This is a genomic window from Pantoea sp. Ap-967, from assembly GCF_011752565.1.
Classification (GTDB): domain Bacteria; phylum Pseudomonadota; class Gammaproteobacteria; order Pseudomonadales; family Pseudomonadaceae; genus Aquipseudomonas.
In genome coordinates this window covers 21,878-40,467 of sequence record NZ_VWXK01000005.1, presented here as the reverse complement: position 1 = coordinate 40,467, position 18,590 = coordinate 21,878, and the positions used below count along the sequence as shown (strand labels likewise).

Sequence of the window (18,590 nt, the reverse complement as noted above, 5' to 3'; positions counted from 1 at the left end):
ATCTCGATCATCAAATTCGGGCAAAGGGCGCCCGTGCCGGCTAACTAAAGCCTGCGTCAAACAGTCAATTGGCTACTTCAAGTAACGGTTAGCTTTCCTTGCCAGCGCGGAACTGCCCCCACATCAAGTTGGCGTTCAAGCCCAGGGAAACCAAGGGCTGCGGCGGGTTCGCACAAGGCCCGGGGGCATTGAGCAGAAACTCGATCAATTCGTTCTTGTCGCCGGCCAGCCAGTCGGCCAGCAACTTGCCGGTCACCGTGCCGCGGGTCACGCCCAGGCCGTTACAGCACAGCGCACCGAACACATTGGGGGCCAACTTGCCGAAGAAGCCCATGTGGTTGCGCGACAGGGCCAGTGCACCGCCCCAGGTATATTCGAAGTTCACCCCGGGCAACATCGGGAAGCGCCGGGCGAACGAGTCGCGGTGGCGCTCGACGAAGCGCTCCAGGTACTTGCGGTTGCTGCGCCCGTCGGGGTTGTAGCTGAAGCTGTTGCGAATCAGCAGGCGGTTGTCGACGGTGCGGCGCATGGTGGTGCCGAACGGGTCGGCGGGAATCACGCCCCAGTAGGGCTTGCCGCCCAGGCGCGCCTGTTCGTCCTCGGTCAGCGGGCGGGTGATGCTGCCGTAGGTGAACACCGGCAGCATGCGGCCCTTGAGGAAGCCAAAGCTCATGCCGAAGGCGTTGGTGGTCAGCACCAGCTTGTCGGCGGTGATCGAGCCATTGGCGTGACGCAGCACGACCTTGTCGCCATATTCGACGTCGGTAATGGGCGTGTGCTCGTACAGCGAGACGTTGCTTGGCAGGCTGTCGGCCAGGCCCTTGACCAGCGCCGAGGGTTGCAGCAGCGCGGTGCCAGGAGTGAACAGGCCCTTGCGGTAGAAGTGCGTGCCGATGTGCTCGGGCAGGTCGCGCCCTTCGATCACCTCGTAGGGTTGGCCGAGCTTGTCCAGGCCGCGGCGGTAGGCGTCGAGCACGGCGATGCCGCGGTCTTCGATGGCGGCCTGGTACTTGCCGCAATGGCGGAACTGGCACTCGATGTCGAAGCGCTCGATCAGCTCCTTGAGGTACGACTGGCCGCCCAGGTTGAGCTTGAGCACCGTCTTGGCGATGCCGATATCGCCAATGTAGTCCTCGGCACCGATGTCGTGGGGCAAGTCGATGGCGAACCCGGCGTTGCGCCCGGAGGTGCCGAAACCGACCTCCTGGGCCTCGATCAGCACGATCTCGTCATCGGGGAAGTTCGTTGCCAGCTGGCGCGCGGCGGCAAGGCCGGTGAAACCGGCGCCAACCACAACCCAGCGTGCCTGGCTATGGCCACGGTGGGCCGGCCTTGGCGTGCGGGGTTTGCTCAGGTGATACCAGCCACAGGTGGCATCATCAGCAGGTAACGAACTTATTCTTGTCATGTCACTAACCTGGTGCGTGTTGTTGTCAGTGGCCGACGCCTGGGCGCAGGCCTGGGTGGTTCAAATATGAATCGGCACATCCAGCCCATGCGGGGCGGCGTATTCGGCCATGCGCCGACGCGACAGCTCGAAGTGCTCGCGCACCAACTGGCCGGCAACCTGCGGGTCGCGGCGCTCGATGGCATCGATCATCTGGTCGTGCTGATCGCAGGCGATTTCGAGGTCGCGCTGCATGTCGTCGGTGGTCGGGTGGCGGTAGAAAATCTTGCCCAGGCGGGTATGGTCGATCAGCAGGCGGCGCAGGCTCGGCATCAAGTAGTCGTTGTGCGCCATCTTGCCGATTTCCAGGTGGAAGGCGTCGTTGTAGAGCACGCGGTTTTCCACGTCACGCTGTTCGATGGCCTGGCGGAACAGGGCCTGGATGCCGCGGAGGGTTTCGATTTCCGCGGCCGACGCATAGGTTGCGGCCAGCTGGGTGGTGGCAACGTAGATCAACGGCGCGGCGACGAAGAAGCTGTGCAGCGACTCGTGGTTCATGGCGGCCACGCGCGGGGCGCGGTTGGCTTCAAGCTCGATGTAGCCTTCGGCGGCGATCTGGCGCAGCAGTTCGCGAACCGGGGGGCGCGACAGGCCAAATTCGTCGCACAGGGCCAGTTCATCCACCACGGCGCCTGGGGCCAGCTCCATGCTGAGAATCCGGCGGCGCAGGGCCTCGGCAAGGACGGCTTTGCGGTCCTGCGGCACTTCTGCTGCGAGTGGTTGAACGGTGGCTTTCATGGCGGCCTTCTTTGTTGTCATAGAGCTATGTCTACTATTTGTATAACGACTATAGGGCACTGTTAGACAATGTGTCTACAGCATTTTCGATGAACGGTGAAATCTGTCCGGGCCTTTGTTTTAAAGGGTTTTCGAGGGATTCAGGGGTGAGATTAAACACCCTTGGGGGCTGCATTGCCAAACCAGACAGGTAATTATCCAGACAAGACAGATTGGGCTTTTCAGCGCCTGCACGAACGAGCGCCGCCTGGGCGGCGCATCGCGAGCTGCGCTCGCTCCTACAGGGGATTTGCACCATCCTGGTAGGAGCGAGCAACGCTCGCGATGCGCCGCGCAGGCGGCGCTCGGTCTGGAACGAAGGCGAGTCAGGCAGCCGCCAGCGCCTCCTGCCGCGCATGCCGCTTGCTGGTAATTACCCCCAACACCAGGATCACCAGCGCCAATGCCAGGGTCAACGACACCTCCATCCGGTGCTGCGGCATCACGAACATGGTGCCCAGGGCGAACACGATGAAGCCAATCACCGCATAGGTCAGCCACGGGTACAGCCACATCTTGAAGGCGATTTCGACGTTCTGCCGCTGCAGGATGGCGCGCATGCGCAATTGCGAGAAGGCGATGGCCAGGTACACCAACAGCGCGATGGAGCCGGAACTTGCCAGCAGGAAGGCGAACACCTCGGCCGGGGCGAAATAGTTGACGATGGTGGCCAGCATGCCGATCAGCGTACTGCCGATCACCGCCGCCCGTGGCACGCCCACCTTGGAGGTACGTTGGATGAAGCCCGGCGCATCACCGCGCTTGCTCAGCGAATAGAGCATGCGCGAGGAGATGTAGATCGACGAGTTCAGACAACTGGCTACCGCCACCAGCACCACCATGTCCACCAGCAGCTTGGCGTAGGGGATGTGCATGATTTCCAGTGCGCGCTGGTAGGAACCCTGGACCGGCAGCAGCGGGTCGTTCCACGGCACCACCGAGATGATCACGAAGATCGACAGCAGGTAGAACACGCTGATGCGCCAGATCACCGAGCGGGTGGCCTTGGCGATGTTGCGCGCCGGGTCTTTCGACTCGGAAGCCGCGATGGTCACCGCCTCAGTACCCAGGTAGCTGAACATGGTGGTGAGCAAGGCGCCGATGATCGCCGTCCAGCCATTGGGCATGAAACCGCCCTGCTCGCCCAACAGGCGCGGCAAGCCGCTGACTTCGCGGCCCGGCAGCACACCGGCCAGGGCCGCAGCGCCCAGGGCGATGAAGGCGACGATGGCGATGACCTTGAGCATGGCGAACCAGAACTCGAACTCACCGTACTTGGCCACGCTGAACAGGTTGGTGGCGGTCAGCAGCACGGTCATGCTCAAGGCAAAGAACCAGGCATCGATGTGCGGGAACCAGTTGTTGAGGACCACGCCAGCGGCGATGGCTTCGATGGGGATTACCAGCACCCAGAACCACCAGTACAGCCAGCCGATGGTGAACCCGGCCCAGCGCCCGATGGCGCGGTCGGCGTAGGTGGAGAAGGAACCGGTGTCGGGGCAGGCCACCGCCATTTCGCCCAGCATGCGCATCACCAGCACCACCAGCGCCCCAGCCAGGGCGTAGGCGACGATCGCCGATGGCCCGGCGGCGGCGATGGCATGGCCGGAGCCGATGAACAGCCCGGCGCCGATTACCCCGGCGATGGAAAGCATGGTCACATGGCGTTGCTTGAAGCCTTGCGCCAGCTGATTGCCGGCGCCACTCGCGCTTGTCGTTGTCATCCTGATCCCTGCTGTTGTTTTTTTGTGGAGGGGGACGTGAAGCTCCTGGGTCGAAACCCAGCGTGGATGAGCTTCGCGCGGGTTCAGGTTAATCCTGCGCAGGCTTGGCCCAGTTGCCCGTATCCGCCAGGGAGTTGACCAGACCGGACATTGGCGGGCGCACAAGGCCTATTGCAGAGCCTTTGCGACCGGCGAGAGGGGATGACGGTGACCTGTAGGAGCGGGCTTGCCCGCGATGAGGCCAGTGCAGGCTAGTGCAGGGCTTTGCTCTGCAACACCTCGGACCTTCGCCCCAGCACATTCTCACTGATCTGCACGAACTCCTCGGTGCTCACGCTTGGCAGGCGCATCAGCGCCCGGGTCACGTCGTCCAGCGAACGCTTGGCCTGGGTATGGATGCGGATTTCCTTGTCCAGCGCCTGCAGCAACACCACGCCACGGGCAATCTGCGCCTGGCTGGCGTGCTCGCCACGCAACTGGGTGACCTTGCCGCCATGCTTCTGTAGCCGCGCCTGCCACACTTCATAGCGGTCATCGCTGATCCCCCCGGCGCGGCGCAGCAGTTCGCTGGCGTAATACTCGGTCAGGCTGTGGCCCAGCCAGTCGCTGTTGTCGCGCACGCGAATCTGCGCAAACAGCTGCACCAGTTCGCGCAGCAGCGGGCTGCTGCCGTTTTCGCTGACCATCGGCCGGCTGCTGTGCAGATAGATCGAACCGTTCGCCGCCATCGCCCCGCGCCACAACCCATCGCGCCCGCCCACCAGCAGCAGCTTGGCCGGGTTGCGCGGGAACACCGCCTGCAACTGCGGCCACACGAAGGTCAGCAGGGTCAGGCTGTCCATCCGGCGCATGCCCTGGCCCACTGGCGCGGCCACGGTGACGTCGGTTTCGCCCAGCCGCGCGCGGCGGCTGCCGAGGTCGCCGGCCAGCATCCAGCCGGTGGGGCGGTCGAACAGGCGCGATACGTTGTCGATTCGAAACTTGTCCTTGCCGATGCGGGGCCAGGCAGTCTCGATGCTTTTCCAGCCTTCGGGCAGGTCGACGCTCAGGCGCGCCACCAGCTCGGTGCCGTCCTGCTGGTCGAGGCGGGCCGGCGGCACCAGCTGGTCACCGAGGAACAGCGCCCAGTGCGGGGTAATGCGCGAGGTGAAGGCGCCATTGCGCTGCTTCTGCTCAAGCTTGACCCGGTAGCTGAGGCTGGTCTTGCCCGCCGCCGGGCGCCACACGCCCCGCTCGCCCTGCTGCTGCCATTGGCCATCGGCCTGGAAGCCGCTGTAGGCGCCGGCCTTGCCCAGGTCGAAGTCCAGGCTGCGCACCGCGCCGCCGTCCTCCAGGGTCAGGCGCACTTCGGCCTGGCCACTGGCAGGTAACAGGCGCACCTGGTAGTCGAGGTCGACTTTCTTGGCCCAGGCCGTGGAACTGGCCAACAGGCCAAGGAGCAATACGAGCTGGCAACGCATGCAGAAACTCCTTGTCACTCAAGGGCGACGGCGCCCCACCCGGTTAACTGGCGCGGAAAATCAGGTGGTCTTCCCAGTCGTCTTCATCCACATCATGTTCACTGAGCATACGCCCCGATTGCGAAATACGCTGTTCATGCACCTGCTTGCGGTCACCGCACACCAAGTGATGCCAGGCCGGCAGGTCCTTGCCCTCGCTGACCAGGCGGTAGCCGCAGGTGCTTGGCAACCACTTGAACTGGTCGGCCTTGCCTGGGGTGAGCTGGATGCAGTCGGGCACCTGGGCGAAGCGGTTGGGGTAGTCGCTGCACTGGCAGGTGTGAAGGTCGAGCAGCTTGCAGGCGATGCGCGTGTAATAGACGCTGTTGTCGTCTTCATCCTCTAGTTTCTGCAGGCAGCACAGGCCACAGCCGTCACACAGCGACTCCCACTCTTGCGGGCTGAGTTGTTCGAGGGTCTTGCGCCGCCAGAACGGGGCGTTTTCAGCGATCATCACACGGGGTTCCTGCAGTCATCTCGGCGCCGCGGCGCGCGGCGGCGCCAGTCTAGAGCCTGGCCCGCAGCAACGCTAGACCGCTTGTCAGTGTCAGGGGTAACGCAGTAGCGTTGGCGCTTTGCCACCCACTTGCAGGAGCCACCATGAGTGCTACCCCCCGCATTGCCGACTATGCCATCAACGAGCAGTTCATCAACCGCTGGTCGCCACGCGCCTTCACCGCCGAGCCCATCAGCGAGGAAACCCTGCTGAGCTTCCTGGAAGCCGCCCGCTGGGCACCGTCGGCCTACAACTCGCAGCCCTGGCGCTTCCTTTATGCACGCCGCGACACGCCAAGCTGGGAGCGTTACCTGAGCCTGCTGGTGCCGTTCAACCGCAGCTGGGCGCAGCAGGCGTCGGCGCTGGTGCTGGTGATCTCCAAAACAACCTTCGCAGCGCCTGGCTCGACGGAAGAAAAACCAGCCCTGTGGCACACCTTCGACACCGGCTCCGCCTGGGGCCACCTGGCGCTGCAAGCCAGCATCAGTGGCTGGCACACCCACGGCATGGCCGGTTTCGACCAGGCCCTGGCACGCCAGGAACTGAAGATTCCCGAAGGCTATGAGCTGCATGCCATGGTGGCGATCGGCAAGCTGGGCGACAAGGCCAGCCTGGAAGAGGCGCTGCAGGCGCGTGAAGTGCCAAGCCCGCGCCGGCCGCTGAGCGAGTTGGCGGCTGAAGGGGATTTCAGCCTGTAAGGGTTGTATTGCCGGGGCCGGCCCTTTCGCGGGGCAAGCCCGCTCCTACAAGGGTTGCGATACCTGTAGGAGCGGGCTTGCCCCGCGAAGAGGCCGGCCCAGGTAAAACCAATCAATACCCCCGGTCGAAATCGACCTCGCCCCGCAACCCCTGCCCCGCCCCATACGCCCGCACATTTTCAGCAAACAACCGCACCATCGCCGCCGGCGAGGTCGGCGCCGAGCTGTGCCCGGTCAGCAACAGCCCCCAGGCGGTCCAGAACGGATGCCGCTGGGGCAATGGCTCCTGCCGGCACACATCGATCACCGCGCCCGCCAGGTGCCCTTGCTTGAGCGCCTCGACCAGGTCGGCATCGACCACCGCCACCCCGCGCCCGGCATTGATGAACAACGCCGTGGGCCGGAAGCGCTGGAACAGCGCCGCGTCATACAGGTCGTGGGTAGCCGGGGTATCGGGCAGCAGGTTCAGCACGTAGTCCACCTGCCCAACCAACCGCGGCAAGTCCGCCAGCCCCGCCACCTCAACGAACGGTGCCTGCTCGCGGGCACTGCTGGCAACGCCATACAGGGTCACGCCGAACGGCACGAGGAATTCGGCGACCCGCTGGCCGATATCGCCGGTGCCGACGATCAGCACCTTGCGCCCTTCCAGGCTGCGCCCAGGCCGCTCGTCCCAGCGCCGCTCCACCTGGCTCACCAGGCGCGACAACACCTCGCGCTCGTGGCCAAGCATGTAGGTGAGCATGTACTCGGCCATCACCTGGCCGAAGATGCCCACCGCACGGGTCAGGCGGTAATCACGCGGCAAGCCCTGGGCCAGCAACGGCGTGATCCCGGCCCAGGTCGACTGCATCCACTGCGGCTTGTGGCCCTGGCGCAACAGGCTGGCCAGCAAGTCGGGCTGGCCCAACCAGACCTCACACTGGGGGGCCAGGCGCGCCAGTTCGGCCGAGTCGCCGCTGGTCAGGATGCTCAGCTCGGGCGCCGCCACGCCCAGCAGCTCGGCGTAGCGGGCATGGTCATGCTCAGCGATCAGTACGCGCATGGTCAGGCCGGGTCGTTACGGCGCAGGAGCTCTTCGGGCAGGTGCTCGATGTAATCGTCGTCCGGCGGCGGCATCTGCAGGTGGTAACCCTGGTTGTCGAGGTTTTCCAGGACCTTGTTGATGTCCTCGCGGGCCAGCTTGCGCTCGGGGCTGAGCACCAGGTCGAAGGCGTGCACGGGGGTGCCGAAGAACGGCAGCAGGCCTTCGGGCACCCGCTCCAGGCCATCGGCCTTGAGCACGTAGAGGTACATTTCGTTCTTGCGGGGGCTCTTGTAGATCGAGCAAATGCGTTTCATGGTTTGTCTCCGGCACCTGCCAGGTCATCGAGCAGGGCCTGGCCCATGCGCTCGCGGCGCCAGCCGCGCAGTGCATCGGGCAGTTGATAGGGGCCGTTGGGGTAGCCGCTCTTGAGCAGGGCTTCCAGGGCTTTCTTGCGCAGCATCAGCTCAGGGGCTATGCCTAGGCGCTCGCCTTCGGCCTGGCCGATGGCACGCAGGCGCTTGAGGATACCGGCGGCCTCGATCGGCAGCGGCTCGGGCAGCGGCGCGGGCCATTGCTCCGGCGGCAGGCTGGCGGCACGCTTGATCAGCTCAAGCAGGAAGGCGCCGTCCTGGCGGATGGTGCGCGGGTGCATGTCTTCGATCTTGGCCAGCGCCGAAAGGTTATCCGGCTGGCCCTTGGCCATGGGCCACAGCGAGTGTTCCTTGAGGATGCGGTTGCGCGGCACGTCGCGGCTGCGCGCTTCACGCTCGCGCCAGGCGCACAGTTCGCGCAGCACCGCCAGCTGCTGGCGGCCGAGCTTCCAGGCCAGCTTGACGTCGCGGTACAGGGTTTCGGGTTCCACTTCGCGGCGCAGTGCGGCCACCAGTTCGGCGCCGTCTTCCAGCACCCAGGCGTACTTGTCGTCCGACAGCCGCGGGCGCAGGGCGGTGAACAGCTCGGCCAGGTGCACGGCATCCTCGGCGGCGTAGCTCACCTGGGTGTCCGACAGCGGGCGTTGCAGCCAGTCGGAGCGGGTTTCGCCCTTGGGCAGCTCGATGCCCAGCACTTCCTGCACCAGGCGCGAATAGCCCATGGAGAAGCCCAGGTTCAGGTAGCCGCCGGCCAACTGCGTGTCGAACAGCGGCTGCGGCAACTTGCCGGTCAGGCGCAGCAGCACTTCGAGGTCTTCGCTGCAGGCATGCAGCACCTTGACCACGCCGCTGTCCTCCAGCAGCTCGCCCAGCGGCTGCCAGTTGCGGATCAGCAACGGGTCGATGAGAAAGGCCCGCTGGCCGTCGCCGACCTGTACCAGGCCGGCCTTGGGGTAGAAGGTGTCGACCCGCATGAACTCGGTGTCGAGCGCTACGAAGGGCAGTTCGCGCCACGTACGGCAGTGATCGGCCAGGGTCTGGTCGTCACGGATCCAGTGAATTTCGATGGCCACGAGGCTCTCCCACTAACATTGGCGCGCAGTATATACGGCGCGGGCCCTGCTGGTGAAACCTGCGCCATCCCTGCAATGGATGAACGGCTCAGCGCTTGGCGGTCAGCCAGGGCCGGCAACTGGCAAACAGGTCCAGCGATTGCTGGTAAACCTCGGTGTGCACCTGCAACAGGCCCAGCATCGAGTGGAACAGGTTGTCTTGCGACAGCGGTGCATCGCTGAGCTTGGCCAGGCAGTCGGTGTCGACGCCAAAGTCCTCCTTGTAGTTGTCGGAGAACCAGGCCAGCAACGGCACGTGCTTCTGCTGCTCGGGGGCGATGGCATAAGGGGTGCCGTGCAGGAACAGGTTGTACTCACCCAGCGACTCGCCGTGGTCGGACAGGTAGACCATGGCCGTGTCGACCTTGTCCTGCTTGCTGCGCAGGGTGTCGATCAGCGAAGACAGCACCTTGTCGGTATAGGCCAGGGTGTTGTCGTAGCCGTTGATGATCTCCTGCTCGGTGCACTGGTTCAGCGCATTGCTCTGGCACACCGGGGTGAAGCGCTCGCTGCCGCGTGGGTAGCGCTTGAAGTATTCGGGGCCATGGCTGCCCATTTGGTGCAGCACCAGCACGGTGTCCTGGTCGAGGTTGTCGATCAGTTCGGCCAGGCCCTGCAGCAGGATTTCATCGTGGCACTCGCCACTGGCGCACAGCTGTGGGTCCTTGAGGTTGCTCACGTCGACGAACTGCACGCGGTCGCAGGTGCCCTTGCAGCCGGCCTGGTTGTCCCGCCACTGCACCTGCAGGCCCGCCCGCTGGAGGATGTCCAGCAGCCCTTCGCGGTTCTTCGCCACCCGGGCGTCGTAGTCCTTGCGCTTCATGCCAGAGAACATGCAAGGCACCGACACAGCGGTTTCAGTACCGCAAGAATGCACGTCGGAAAAACTCAGCAAACCTTGTTGCCTGGCCAGGTTTGGGGTGGTGTCGCGGTCGTAGCCGAGCACGCCGAAGTGGTCCGCCCGGGCACTTTCACCCACTACCAGCACGGTGAGCGACTTGCGCTCGTGTTTCTGCCAGGCCACATCGCGCCGGGCATCTTCGCCGTAACTCTGGAACGGGCGGGCGGCGGTGCCGACACGTTCGTTGATATAGCCGATGGAGGCACCGACGATATTGCTCGGGGTGAGCATCAGGCGCAGTTCGTGGTGGTTGCGAAACAGCGAGGACAGGCCCTGGTAGTTGACCAGCGCCACCGAGCCCAGGGCCACCACGCAGGCGCCGCTGACCACCAGCTTGCCCAGCAGCTCGCGGTGCCAGGCGCGGTAGGCGATGGGCGCTTTCCACAACAATACCGAGGGCACGACACCGAGCAGCAGGATATACGCGGCAAACTTCAACGACATCAAGTCGCGGACTTCCGAAACATTGGTTTCGGCCATGTTGCGGAACATGCCGGCATCAATAAGTACGCCATATTGGTTCATGAAGTAAGCGGCGCCGGCACCACTCATGAACAACACGATCAATATGGGTTTGAGTACATAACGGAAGGCAACCAGGGTGAGCACCAGGTTGAAGGCGAACAACATCAGTGCAGCGAACGCCAGGCTCAGCCACAGGCCGGTCAGGCCAGGCGGCACCACTTCTTGCAGGTGCTCCCAGAGGAACATGTTGAAGCCAAGCAGCAGGTAAAGGCTGGCCAGCAGCGTGACCCATTCAGTCCGCAGGGATTTGAAGTTGAGCATCGGTGTTCGCAATCAAGAGTCATTATCAACCCACGGCGTTGAAAACACCGTGGGAAAGTTGGCCGAACTCTAGAAAGGCCACCATGAATTTTTTGTGAAAAAGACGCCAACAAATTCGTGAGCCGGGCTATTTTTCACAATTAATTAAACTTCATTCAGCCGCCGTTCAGCCGCGCCGACCTGCGCAAAGGCGGCTATCCTCAAAGGTCAGGACCTAACCGACTACCCTGACAGAGGTGAAGAAATGCCAGTTCCGCACGATCTGCTCGCTGACCTGCACATTACCGCTGACGCATTCCAGGCGCTCATTGACAAGGACCAGGACCTGCACAAGCTGCACAAGGAATACAACACCAAGGACAAGGAGGTGCTGGCCGCCGAGGCCAATGGCACCAATGACGAGGCGGTGAACCGCCTGCGCAAGGAAAGGTTGCTGCTCAAGGACAAGATCGAGCGAATTATTCATCCGCCCAAGGCCTGATAGATCGCTATCGAATGGACTGGCCGCTTCGCGAGCTTTGCTCGCTCCTACGGGGGATGGCGATCCCTGGTAGGAGCGAGCAAAGCTCGCGATGAGGCCGGTAGCCGCTACACCGCCGCCGAAGCCTTGAGCGCCCCGTCCAGGTCTTCGATCAGGTCACGGTAATCCTCGATCCCCACCGACAACCGCAACAGGTTCTCGCTGATTCCCATCTCGCCTTTCTGCGCCGGGCTCAAGGAATTGTGCGACATGCTCCAGGAGTGGTTGATCATGCTCTCCACCCCGCCCAGCGAGTCGGCCAGCACGAAGATCTGCAGCGCTTCCACCAGCCGGTTCAGCGCCGCACGGTCACCGCCCTTGATCTTCATCGCCACCACCGCGCCGCCACTGCGCATCTGCCGCTTGCACAGCGCATGCTGCGGATGGCTTTCCAGCCCCGGGTAGAACACCTGCTCGACTTGCGGGTGGCTTTCGAGAAAACGCGCCACCTGCAGTGCATTGGCGCACTGGCGCTCCATGCGCACGTCCAGAGTCTTCAGCCCGCGCAGGGCCAGGTAGCAGTCGAACGGCCCCTGAATGGCGCCCACCGCCATGCTGATGCGGCGCAGGCGCTTGTGCAGGGCCTCGCTGGCCGCTACCACCACCCCGCCGGTGAGGTCGGAGTGGCCGCCGATGTACTTGCTGGCCGAGTGCATCACCAGGTCCACGCCGAGGGTGATCGGGCGCTGGTTCCACGGTGAGCAGAAGGTGTTGTCGATACAGGTCAGGATGCCGCGGGCACGGGCCAGGTCGCACACCGCCTTGATATCCACCAGGTGCAGCAGCGGGTTGGTCGGCGATTCGATCCAGATCAGCTGGGTTTCCGGCCTGATGGCCGCCGCCACCGCGGCGATGTCGTTGAGGTCGACATAGGTGGTGGTCAGGCCCGAGGTGTGCCCACGGAAGTCTTCCAGGATGCGGAAGGTGCCGCCGTAGACGCCGTTCATCACCACCACATGGGCATCCTTGGGCAGCAATTCGAGCACCGTGGCGGTGGCGTTCACCCCCGAAGCACACGCCACTGCACCCACGCCCTCCTCCAGCGCTGCCACGCAGCTTTCGTAGGCGTGCCGGGTCGGGTTGCCGACACGGCTGTAGGCGTAGTCGGGGTGGTCGTCGAGGCTGCGCTTGACGTAGGAACTGGCGGTGTAGATGGGCGGGAAGATGGCGTTGTCGGCGACGCTGAACTGATCGCCGGCGTGAATGGTACGGGTGGCGAAACTACGCGGCTTGTCGGACATGGTCGGGCCTATTGGCAGGATTCAAGCCTGCCACTATGGCAACAACCGGGCGCGGCAGCAATGCCGGCACCCTGCGGGAAATTTTCCTGGCCGTGGGGTAATCTGGGGAAAATTTTTCTCGCAGGTTACCCGCCCCATGGACAGTTTCGACCAGCATATTCTCAGCCTGCTGCAGCGTGACGCGGCCATGTCCCTCAAGGACCTTGCCGAAGCGGTGAACCTGTCGACCACACCCTGCTGGAAACGGGTCAAGCGCCTGGAAGAGGAAGGCTACATCATAGGCCGCGTCGCACTGCTGGACCCCGAGCGCCTGGGGCTGGGGCTGACCGTGTTCGTCCAGCTCAAGACCCAGCGCCACGACAGCGCCTGGCTTGAGCAGTTCGCACAGACGGTCAAGGGGTTCGAGGAGGTGATGGAGTTCTACCGCATGTCCGGGGACTGGGACTACATGTTGCGGGTGGTGGTGGGTGATATCGCGGCGTACGACCGCTTCTACAAGAAGCTGATTACCTCTACCGAGGGGTTGTCGAACATTACGTCCAGTTTTGCCATGGAACAGATGAAGTACACCACGGCCTTGCCGGTGCATCGGGCCTGATCGGTGTGGGGCCTCTTCGCGAGCTTTGCTCGCTCCTACAGGGGCCGCATTTCTCTGGTAGGAGCGAGCAAAGCTCGCGAATAGGCCGGCACAGGCAACCCATCAATCGGAAGCCAGCACCGCCGCAATCCGGTTCCCAGCCTTGGCCTTCTCCAACCTGATGGCCACGAACTTCGAGGTCGGCGTGTAGGTGCCTTCGCCATAGCTTTCCAACGGCACCAGTGGGTTAGTTTCCGGGTAGTACGCCGCTGCCTGCCCATCCGGAATGTCGTAGGGCACCAGGCGGAACCCTGACACCCGGCGTTCCACGCCGTCTTCCCACAACGACACCAAGTCCACATGCTCGCCCGGCTCGAAGCCGAGCCGGCGAATGTCGGCCTCGCTGACGAACACCACTTCACGCAGGCCGAACACCCCGCGATAACGGTCGTCCAGGCCGTACAAGGTGGTGTTGTACTGGTCGTGGGAGCGCATGGTCTGCAGGATCAGGTCCGGCTTGTCACCGCGCGCCAGCACCTTGGCGTTGACCAGCTCCTCGGGCAGCGCATGGGGCATGAAACGCGCCTTGCCGGTGGCCGTGCGGAAATTGCGCTCGGCGGCGTTGTTGCCCAGGTGGAAGCCACCCGGGTGCTGCAGGCGTTCATTGAAATTGGCGAAACCGGGGATAACGTCAGCGATCATGCTGCGAATCCGGTTGTAGTCGGCAACCGCATACTCCCAGTCGATCGGCTGGTTGCCCAAGGTGGCCTTGGCCATGCCGGCGATGATCCACGGCTCCGAGCGCATGTGCGGCGAACGCGGGCGTAGCTGGCCGTTGGAGATGTGCACCATGCTGAAGGTGTCCTCCACGGTCACCCCTTGCGGCCCTTCTTCCTGCAGGTCGATCTCGGTACGGCCCAGGCACGGCAGAATCAACGCATCGCGGCCTGTCACCAGGTGCGAGCGGTTGAGCTTGGTGGAAATCTGCACGGTCAGCGCGCAGTTCTGCAAGGCGGCATGGGTACGCGGGGTGTCAGGGGTGGCCTGGGCGAAGTTGCCGCCAAGGCCGATGAACACCTTGGCCCGGCCTTCCTCCATGGCCTTGATCGCCAGCACTGCGTTGTGCCCATGGGCACGCGGCACACGGAACTGGAAGCGTTTCTCGATGGCATCGAGCAGCGCCGCCTTGGGCTTCTCGTCGATGCCCATGGTGCGGTCGCCCTGCACGTTGCTGTGGCCGCGCACCGGCGACAGGCCGGCACCCGGTTTGCCAACGTTGCCACGCAGCAGTTGCAGGTTGACGATCTCCTGCACGGTCGGCACCGAATGGCGGTGCTGGGTAACGCCCATGGCCCAGCACATGATTACCCGCTCGGCCTTGCGGTACATGCGCGCGGCCAGCTCGATCTCGGCCAGGGTCAGGCCCGATTGCTTGACGATGTGCTCCCAGGACGTGGCGTCCACGGCCTTCAGGTAGTCATCGACGCCACTGGTGTGCTCGGCGATGAAGGCATGGTCGAACACCGCCGGCTCACCCTTGGCCTGGGCTTCGCGCTCCCATTGCAGCAGGAACTTGGCGATGCCGCGCATGGCCGCCATGTCCCCACCCAGGGCCGGGCGGAAATAGGCGTTGGTGGTGGGTTCGGAGCCGTTGCTGAGCATTTCGAACGGGTGCTGCGGGTGCTGGAAGCGCTCCAGGCCACGTTCCTTGAGCGGGTTGAAGCACACCACCTGCGCCCCACGCTTGACCGCCTCGCGCAGCGGTTCGAGCATGCGCGGGTGGTTGGTGCCGGGGTTCTGGCCGATCACGAAGATGGCATCGGCCAGCTCCAGGTCGTGAAACACCACGGTGCCCTTGCCAACCCCAAGGGTTTCCGACATGCCCGCGCCACTGGCCTCGTGGCACATGTTCGAGCAGTCGGGGAAATTGTTGGTGCCGTAGGCACGCACGAACAGCTGGTAGAGAAACGCCGCCTCGTTACTGGCCCGGCCAGAGGTGTAGAACTCAGCCTGATCGGGCGATTCAAGCGCGCGCAGGTGCTTGGCCACCAGTTCGAAGGCCTCTTGCCAGGTGGTTTCCACGTAATGGTCGGTGGCGGCGTCGTAGCGCATCGGGTGGGTCAGGCGACCCTGGTATTCGAGCCAGTAGTCGGTCTGGTCCTTCAGCGCGCTGACGCTGTACTTGGCGAAGAATGCCGGGTCTACCGAACGGCCGGTGGCTTCCCAGTTCACTGCCTTGGCGCCGTTCTCGCAGAACTTCACCATGTCGCTTTCCGGCGATTCGCCCCAGGCGCAACCGGGGCAGTCGAAACCGCCGTTCTGGTTGGTCTTGAGCATGGCCCGCAGGTTCTTGAAGGCGTTGTCGCTGCCCAGCCAGCTCTTGGTCACGCTCTTGAGCGCCCCCCAGCCGGCGGCGGGGCCTTTGTAGTCCCTGATGTGTTGGTCCTGGCTCATGGGGCGATTCCTCACGCTTGGGTGCTTTTTTCCAGCGTATGGAGCCAGGGTAGGACCGTCCAATCGAAATGCCTTACCCCTTGATAGGCCGTTTCGATCATCGGAATTCGCCAGGAAATTCGCGAGCTACAGGGCTCGCAATTCCCTGTAGGAGCGAGCGCAGCTCGCGATGCGCCGCCAAACGGCGCCAGCCCTAACCTACGATAGAGCCTATCGATCAACCGGTCGGGCAAAGCAATTTGACGCCCCTGCAGCCAAGTTATAGCTTGGAGTTGTGCCCCCCTTAGAGCGCCAACGTGAACCAGAACAGCCGGGCCCTGATCGACGGCTTCAACCGGAAAATCGACTACCTGCGGATGTCGGTCACCGACCGCTGCGACTTCCGTTGCGTCTATTGCATGGCCGAAGACATGCAATTCCTGCCGCGCCAGCAAATCCTCAGCCTTGAAGAACTGTTCCAGGTGGCCGAGCGCTTCGTCGCCCTGGGCACCCGCAAGATCCGCCTCACCGGCGGCGAGCCGCTGGTACGCCAGGGCATCGTCGACCTCTGCGGGCGCATCGCCGCCCTGCCTGGCCTGCGCGAACTGTGCATGACCAGCAACGGCTCGCAACTCGGCCGCCTGGCCCAGCCGCTGTTCGACGCCGGGGTCACGCGCCTCAACATCAGCCTCGACAGCCTCGACGCCCAGCTATTCAAGCAATTGACCCGTACCGGTGACCTGCACCAGGTGATCGCCGGCATCGACGCCGCACGCCAGGCGGGGTTCACCCGCACCAAGCTCAACTGCGTGGTGCTCAAGGGCCGCAACGACCATGAACTGGTCGACCTGGTGCGCTTTGCCATCGACCGCGAGCTGGACATCACCTTCATCGAGGAAATGCCACTGGGGGTAATCAGCGAGCACCAGCGTGGCGAGTCGTTCTGTTCCAGTGACGAGGTGCGCGAACGCCTGGCCGAGCACTTCACCCTGGTCGAATCGGCCGAATCGTCCCGGGGCCCGGCGCGCTACTGGCGCCTGGCCGAAGCTGCACACACCCGGGTTGGCTTCATCTCACCCCACAGCCACAACTTCTGCGCCACCTGCAACCGCGTGCGCCTCACCGTCGAAGGGCGCCTGCTGCTGTGCCTGGGCAACGAGCACTCGGTGGACCTCAAGCAGGTGCTGCGCGCCCACCCAGGCAATGCCGAGCGCCTGGAAAAAGCCATCCGCGATGCCCTGCCCCTGAAACCCTACCGCCACCACTTCGAAGTGGGCGGCGAGGTGCAGATCCTGCGTTTCATGAACATGACCGGCGGCTGATCGGCCGTCTCTGGATTTCCATGATTGTCCACCCCCACCCCGATGTGCTGCGCGTGCTGTTCACCCTCAAGGGTTCGATCGTCAAGCGCATTGCCCTGCGCTGCCTGATGGTCACCCTGCTGGCCGCGCTGATCGTGCTGGTCGAACGGCATTTCCCGGCGTTCTTCTACCCGGTAAGCGCCACGCCCTTCACCCTGCTGGGCCTGTCGCTGTCGATTTTCATGAGCTTTCGCAACAACGCCTGCTACGACCGCTGGTGGGAGGGGCGCAAGGCCTGGGGCAAGCTGATTATCGAAACCCGTTCGTTCGTGCGGGAAAGCCTGGTGATTGCCGACGAGAAACTGCGTGCCGAGCTGCTGCGCAGCCTGTGCGGCTTTGCCCATGGGCTCAATGCCAGGCTGCGCAATGAGTGCGAGGTCCGCGCCGTGCGCCCTTGGCTGGGCGAAGGCAAGCCGGTGGCGGTGCACAATGTGTGCGATGGCATCCTGCGTGATATCGGCAGCCAGTGCTCGCAACTGGCCGCCCAGGGGCAGATCAGCGAATGGCGCTATACCTTGCTGGAGCAACGCCTGGCGGGGCTGACCGAGGTGCAGGCCACCTGCGAGCGCATCAAGGGCTCGCCGCTGCCGTTCCCCTATACCCTGCTGCTGCACCGCACCATCTATATCTTCTGCCTGTTGCTGCCGTTTGCCCTGGCCGAACCGCTGGGCTGGCTGGCGCCGCTTTTTACCACCATCGTGGGGTACACCTTCTTTGGGCTGGATGCGATTGGCAACGAGCTGGAAGACCCGTTCGGGCGGGATGAGAACGACCTGCCGATGGATGCCATGGTGCGCACCGTGGAGCGCGATGTGCTGGGGGCCCTGGGGGTTGAGCCGTTGCCGCCGGTGTTGTTGCCGGTGGACTATGTATTGAGCTGATGGCCCTTTCGCGGGGCAAGCCCGCTCCTACAACGGTCGCGTTCCCCCGAACGGGCGGGTGCCCCCTGTAGGAGCGGGCTTGCCCCGCGAAAGGGCCCGTACAGGCTAACCCCGGCTCTGGCAAGCCTCGATCGGTTTCAGGTGCTTCACAAAATTACAGGGCCGGTGCCGCGCATCCAGCTGCTCCACCAAAATCCCCTCCCAGGCCGTGCGACACGCGCCCGTCGAGCCCGGCAGGCAGCACACCAGGGTGCCATTGGAAATCCCGGCCAGCGCCCTGCTCTGCACCGTGGAACTGCCGATATCAAGAATCGACAAGGCGCGGAACAGCTCGCCAAAACCGTCCACCTGCCGCTCCAGCAGGCACTGCACCGCCTCTGGCGTGCTGTCCCGCCCGGTAAAGCCGGTGCCGCCGGTAATCAGCACCACCTGCACCTGCTCATCGGCGATCCAGGTGGCAACCTGGGCGCGAATCTTGTACAGGTCATCCTTGAGCAGCGCCCGCGCCACCAGGCGATGGCCCACTTCCACCGAACGGCTGGCCAGCAGCTCGCCAGAGGTGTCGTTGTCAAATGTGCGGGTATCGCTGACAGTCAGCACGGCAATATTGAGCGGTACGAAAACTGCATCGGGTTGAACGCGCACGGTAAAGCTCCTTCAATGGCCTGGCCGCAACGCTAGGGCCAAGCCCGGCAAGCGTCCAATCGAAAAGGCGAACCGGCCGATCAATGGCGTCTAT

General features: G+C 63.9%; 17 protein-coding genes. 5 read left to right on the top strand and 12 right to left on the bottom strand.

What is annotated here, in order from left to right; translation table 11 throughout:
• Positions 1-88 precede the first annotated feature (88 nt).
• The 5 genes from F3J45_RS07150 to F3J45_RS07130 form a co-directional block, all read right to left on the bottom strand.
• Positions 89-1,408, bottom strand: a complete 1,320-nt coding sequence (locus tag F3J45_RS07150) for an FAD-binding oxidoreductase (RefSeq protein WP_167059471.1) — start codon at positions 1,406-1,408, stop codon at positions 89-91.
• Positions 1,409-1,468: 60 nt separating this feature from the next.
• Positions 1,469-2,185, bottom strand: coding sequence for a GntR family transcriptional regulator (locus tag F3J45_RS07145; protein ID WP_167059468.1), 717 nt, complete (start codon positions 2,183-2,185; stop codon positions 1,469-1,471).
• A 365-nt stretch (positions 2,186-2,550) separates the two neighbouring features.
• The gene (gene gabP / locus F3J45_RS07140; RefSeq protein ID WP_167059465.1) at positions 2,551-3,948 is read right to left on the bottom strand and encodes a GABA permease; all 1,398 of its coding nucleotides are present in this window, start codon (positions 3,946-3,948) and stop codon (positions 2,551-2,553) included.
• A 251-nt stretch (positions 3,949-4,199) separates the two neighbouring features.
• Positions 4,200-5,408, bottom strand: coding sequence for a hypothetical protein (locus F3J45_RS07135; protein WP_167059462.1), 1,209 nt, complete (start codon positions 5,406-5,408; stop codon positions 4,200-4,202).
• A gap of 43 nt (positions 5,409-5,451) precedes the next feature.
• The gene (locus F3J45_RS07130; protein ID WP_167059459.1) at positions 5,452-5,901 is read right to left on the bottom strand and encodes a YcgN family cysteine cluster protein; all 450 of its coding nucleotides are present in this window, start codon (positions 5,899-5,901) and stop codon (positions 5,452-5,454) included.
• A gap of 146 nt (positions 5,902-6,047) precedes the next feature.
• On the opposite strand from F3J45_RS07130, the gene F3J45_RS07125 reads away from it, so the two are divergent.
• Positions 6,048-6,641 (top strand): nitroreductase family protein, encoded by a 594-nt coding sequence (locus tag F3J45_RS07125; protein ID WP_167059456.1) that lies wholly within the window; start codon positions 6,048-6,050, stop codon positions 6,639-6,641.
• A gap of 112 nt (positions 6,642-6,753) precedes the next feature.
• Here the strand turns inward: F3J45_RS07125 and F3J45_RS07120 are convergent, their stop codons facing one another.
• The 4 genes from F3J45_RS07120 to F3J45_RS07105 form a co-directional block, all read right to left on the bottom strand.
• Complete coding sequence (locus F3J45_RS07120) at positions 6,754-7,686, bottom strand: D-2-hydroxyacid dehydrogenase (RefSeq protein ID WP_167059453.1); 933 nt, start codon at positions 7,684-7,686, stop codon at positions 6,754-6,756.
• Positions 7,687-7,688: 2 nt separating this feature from the next.
• On the bottom strand, positions 7,689-7,982 hold the full coding sequence (locus F3J45_RS07115) for a YcgL domain-containing protein (RefSeq protein WP_167059450.1): 294 nt from the start codon (positions 7,980-7,982) through the stop codon (positions 7,689-7,691).
• Positions 7,979-9,112: a ribonuclease D gene (gene rnd / locus F3J45_RS07110; RefSeq protein ID WP_167059447.1), complete on the bottom strand. Its 1,134-nt coding sequence runs from the start codon at positions 9,110-9,112 to the stop codon at positions 7,979-7,981. Before rnd ends, F3J45_RS07115 begins: the two co-directional genes overlap by 4 nt.
• 88 nt (positions 9,113-9,200) lie before the next feature.
• Positions 9,201-10,838 (bottom strand): phosphoethanolamine transferase, encoded by a 1,638-nt coding sequence (locus F3J45_RS07105; RefSeq protein ID WP_167059444.1) that lies wholly within the window; start codon positions 10,836-10,838, stop codon positions 9,201-9,203.
• A gap of 244 nt (positions 10,839-11,082) precedes the next feature.
• On the opposite strand from F3J45_RS07105, the gene F3J45_RS07100 reads away from it, so the two are divergent.
• Positions 11,083-11,319, top strand: a complete 237-nt coding sequence (locus F3J45_RS07100; protein ID WP_027918648.1) for a YdcH family protein — start codon at positions 11,083-11,085, stop codon at positions 11,317-11,319.
• A gap of 107 nt (positions 11,320-11,426) precedes the next feature.
• Here F3J45_RS07100 and F3J45_RS07095 read toward each other — a convergent pair whose 3' ends face one another.
• Positions 11,427-12,599 (bottom strand): PLP-dependent aspartate aminotransferase family protein, encoded by a 1,173-nt coding sequence (locus F3J45_RS07095; RefSeq protein ID WP_205300435.1) that lies wholly within the window; start codon positions 12,597-12,599, stop codon positions 11,427-11,429.
• Between the two features lie 136 nt (positions 12,600-12,735).
• Between F3J45_RS07095 and F3J45_RS07090 the strand changes: the two genes are divergently transcribed.
• On the top strand, positions 12,736-13,197 hold the full coding sequence (locus F3J45_RS07090) for an Lrp/AsnC family transcriptional regulator (RefSeq protein WP_167059440.1): 462 nt from the start codon (positions 12,736-12,738) through the stop codon (positions 13,195-13,197).
• Positions 13,198-13,299: 102 nt separating this feature from the next.
• Here F3J45_RS07090 and F3J45_RS07085 read toward each other — a convergent pair whose 3' ends face one another.
• Positions 13,300-15,630 carry an FdhF/YdeP family oxidoreductase gene (locus tag F3J45_RS07085; RefSeq protein WP_167059437.1) on the bottom strand — a complete coding sequence of 777 codons (2,331 nt, stop codon included), beginning with the start codon at positions 15,628-15,630 and terminating at the stop codon, positions 13,300-13,302.
• A gap of 296 nt (positions 15,631-15,926) precedes the next feature.
• Here F3J45_RS07085 and moaA point away from each other — a divergent pair, with 296 nt between their 5' ends.
• Together moaA and F3J45_RS07075 are read left to right on the top strand one after the other, a co-directional pair.
• On the top strand, positions 15,927-16,931 hold the full coding sequence (moaA, locus tag F3J45_RS07080) for a GTP 3',8-cyclase MoaA (RefSeq protein WP_167059434.1): 1,005 nt from the start codon (positions 15,927-15,929) through the stop codon (positions 16,929-16,931).
• A gap of 20 nt (positions 16,932-16,951) precedes the next feature.
• Positions 16,952-17,851, top strand: coding sequence for a bestrophin family protein (locus F3J45_RS07075; protein ID WP_167059431.1), 900 nt, complete (start codon positions 16,952-16,954; stop codon positions 17,849-17,851).
• 105 nt (positions 17,852-17,956) lie between these two features.
• Here F3J45_RS07075 and moaB read toward each other — a convergent pair whose 3' ends face one another.
• Positions 17,957-18,496, bottom strand: coding sequence for a molybdenum cofactor biosynthesis protein B (gene moaB, locus F3J45_RS07070; protein ID WP_167059428.1), 540 nt, complete (start codon positions 18,494-18,496; stop codon positions 17,957-17,959).
• Between the last annotated feature and the right edge of the window lie 94 nt (positions 18,497-18,590).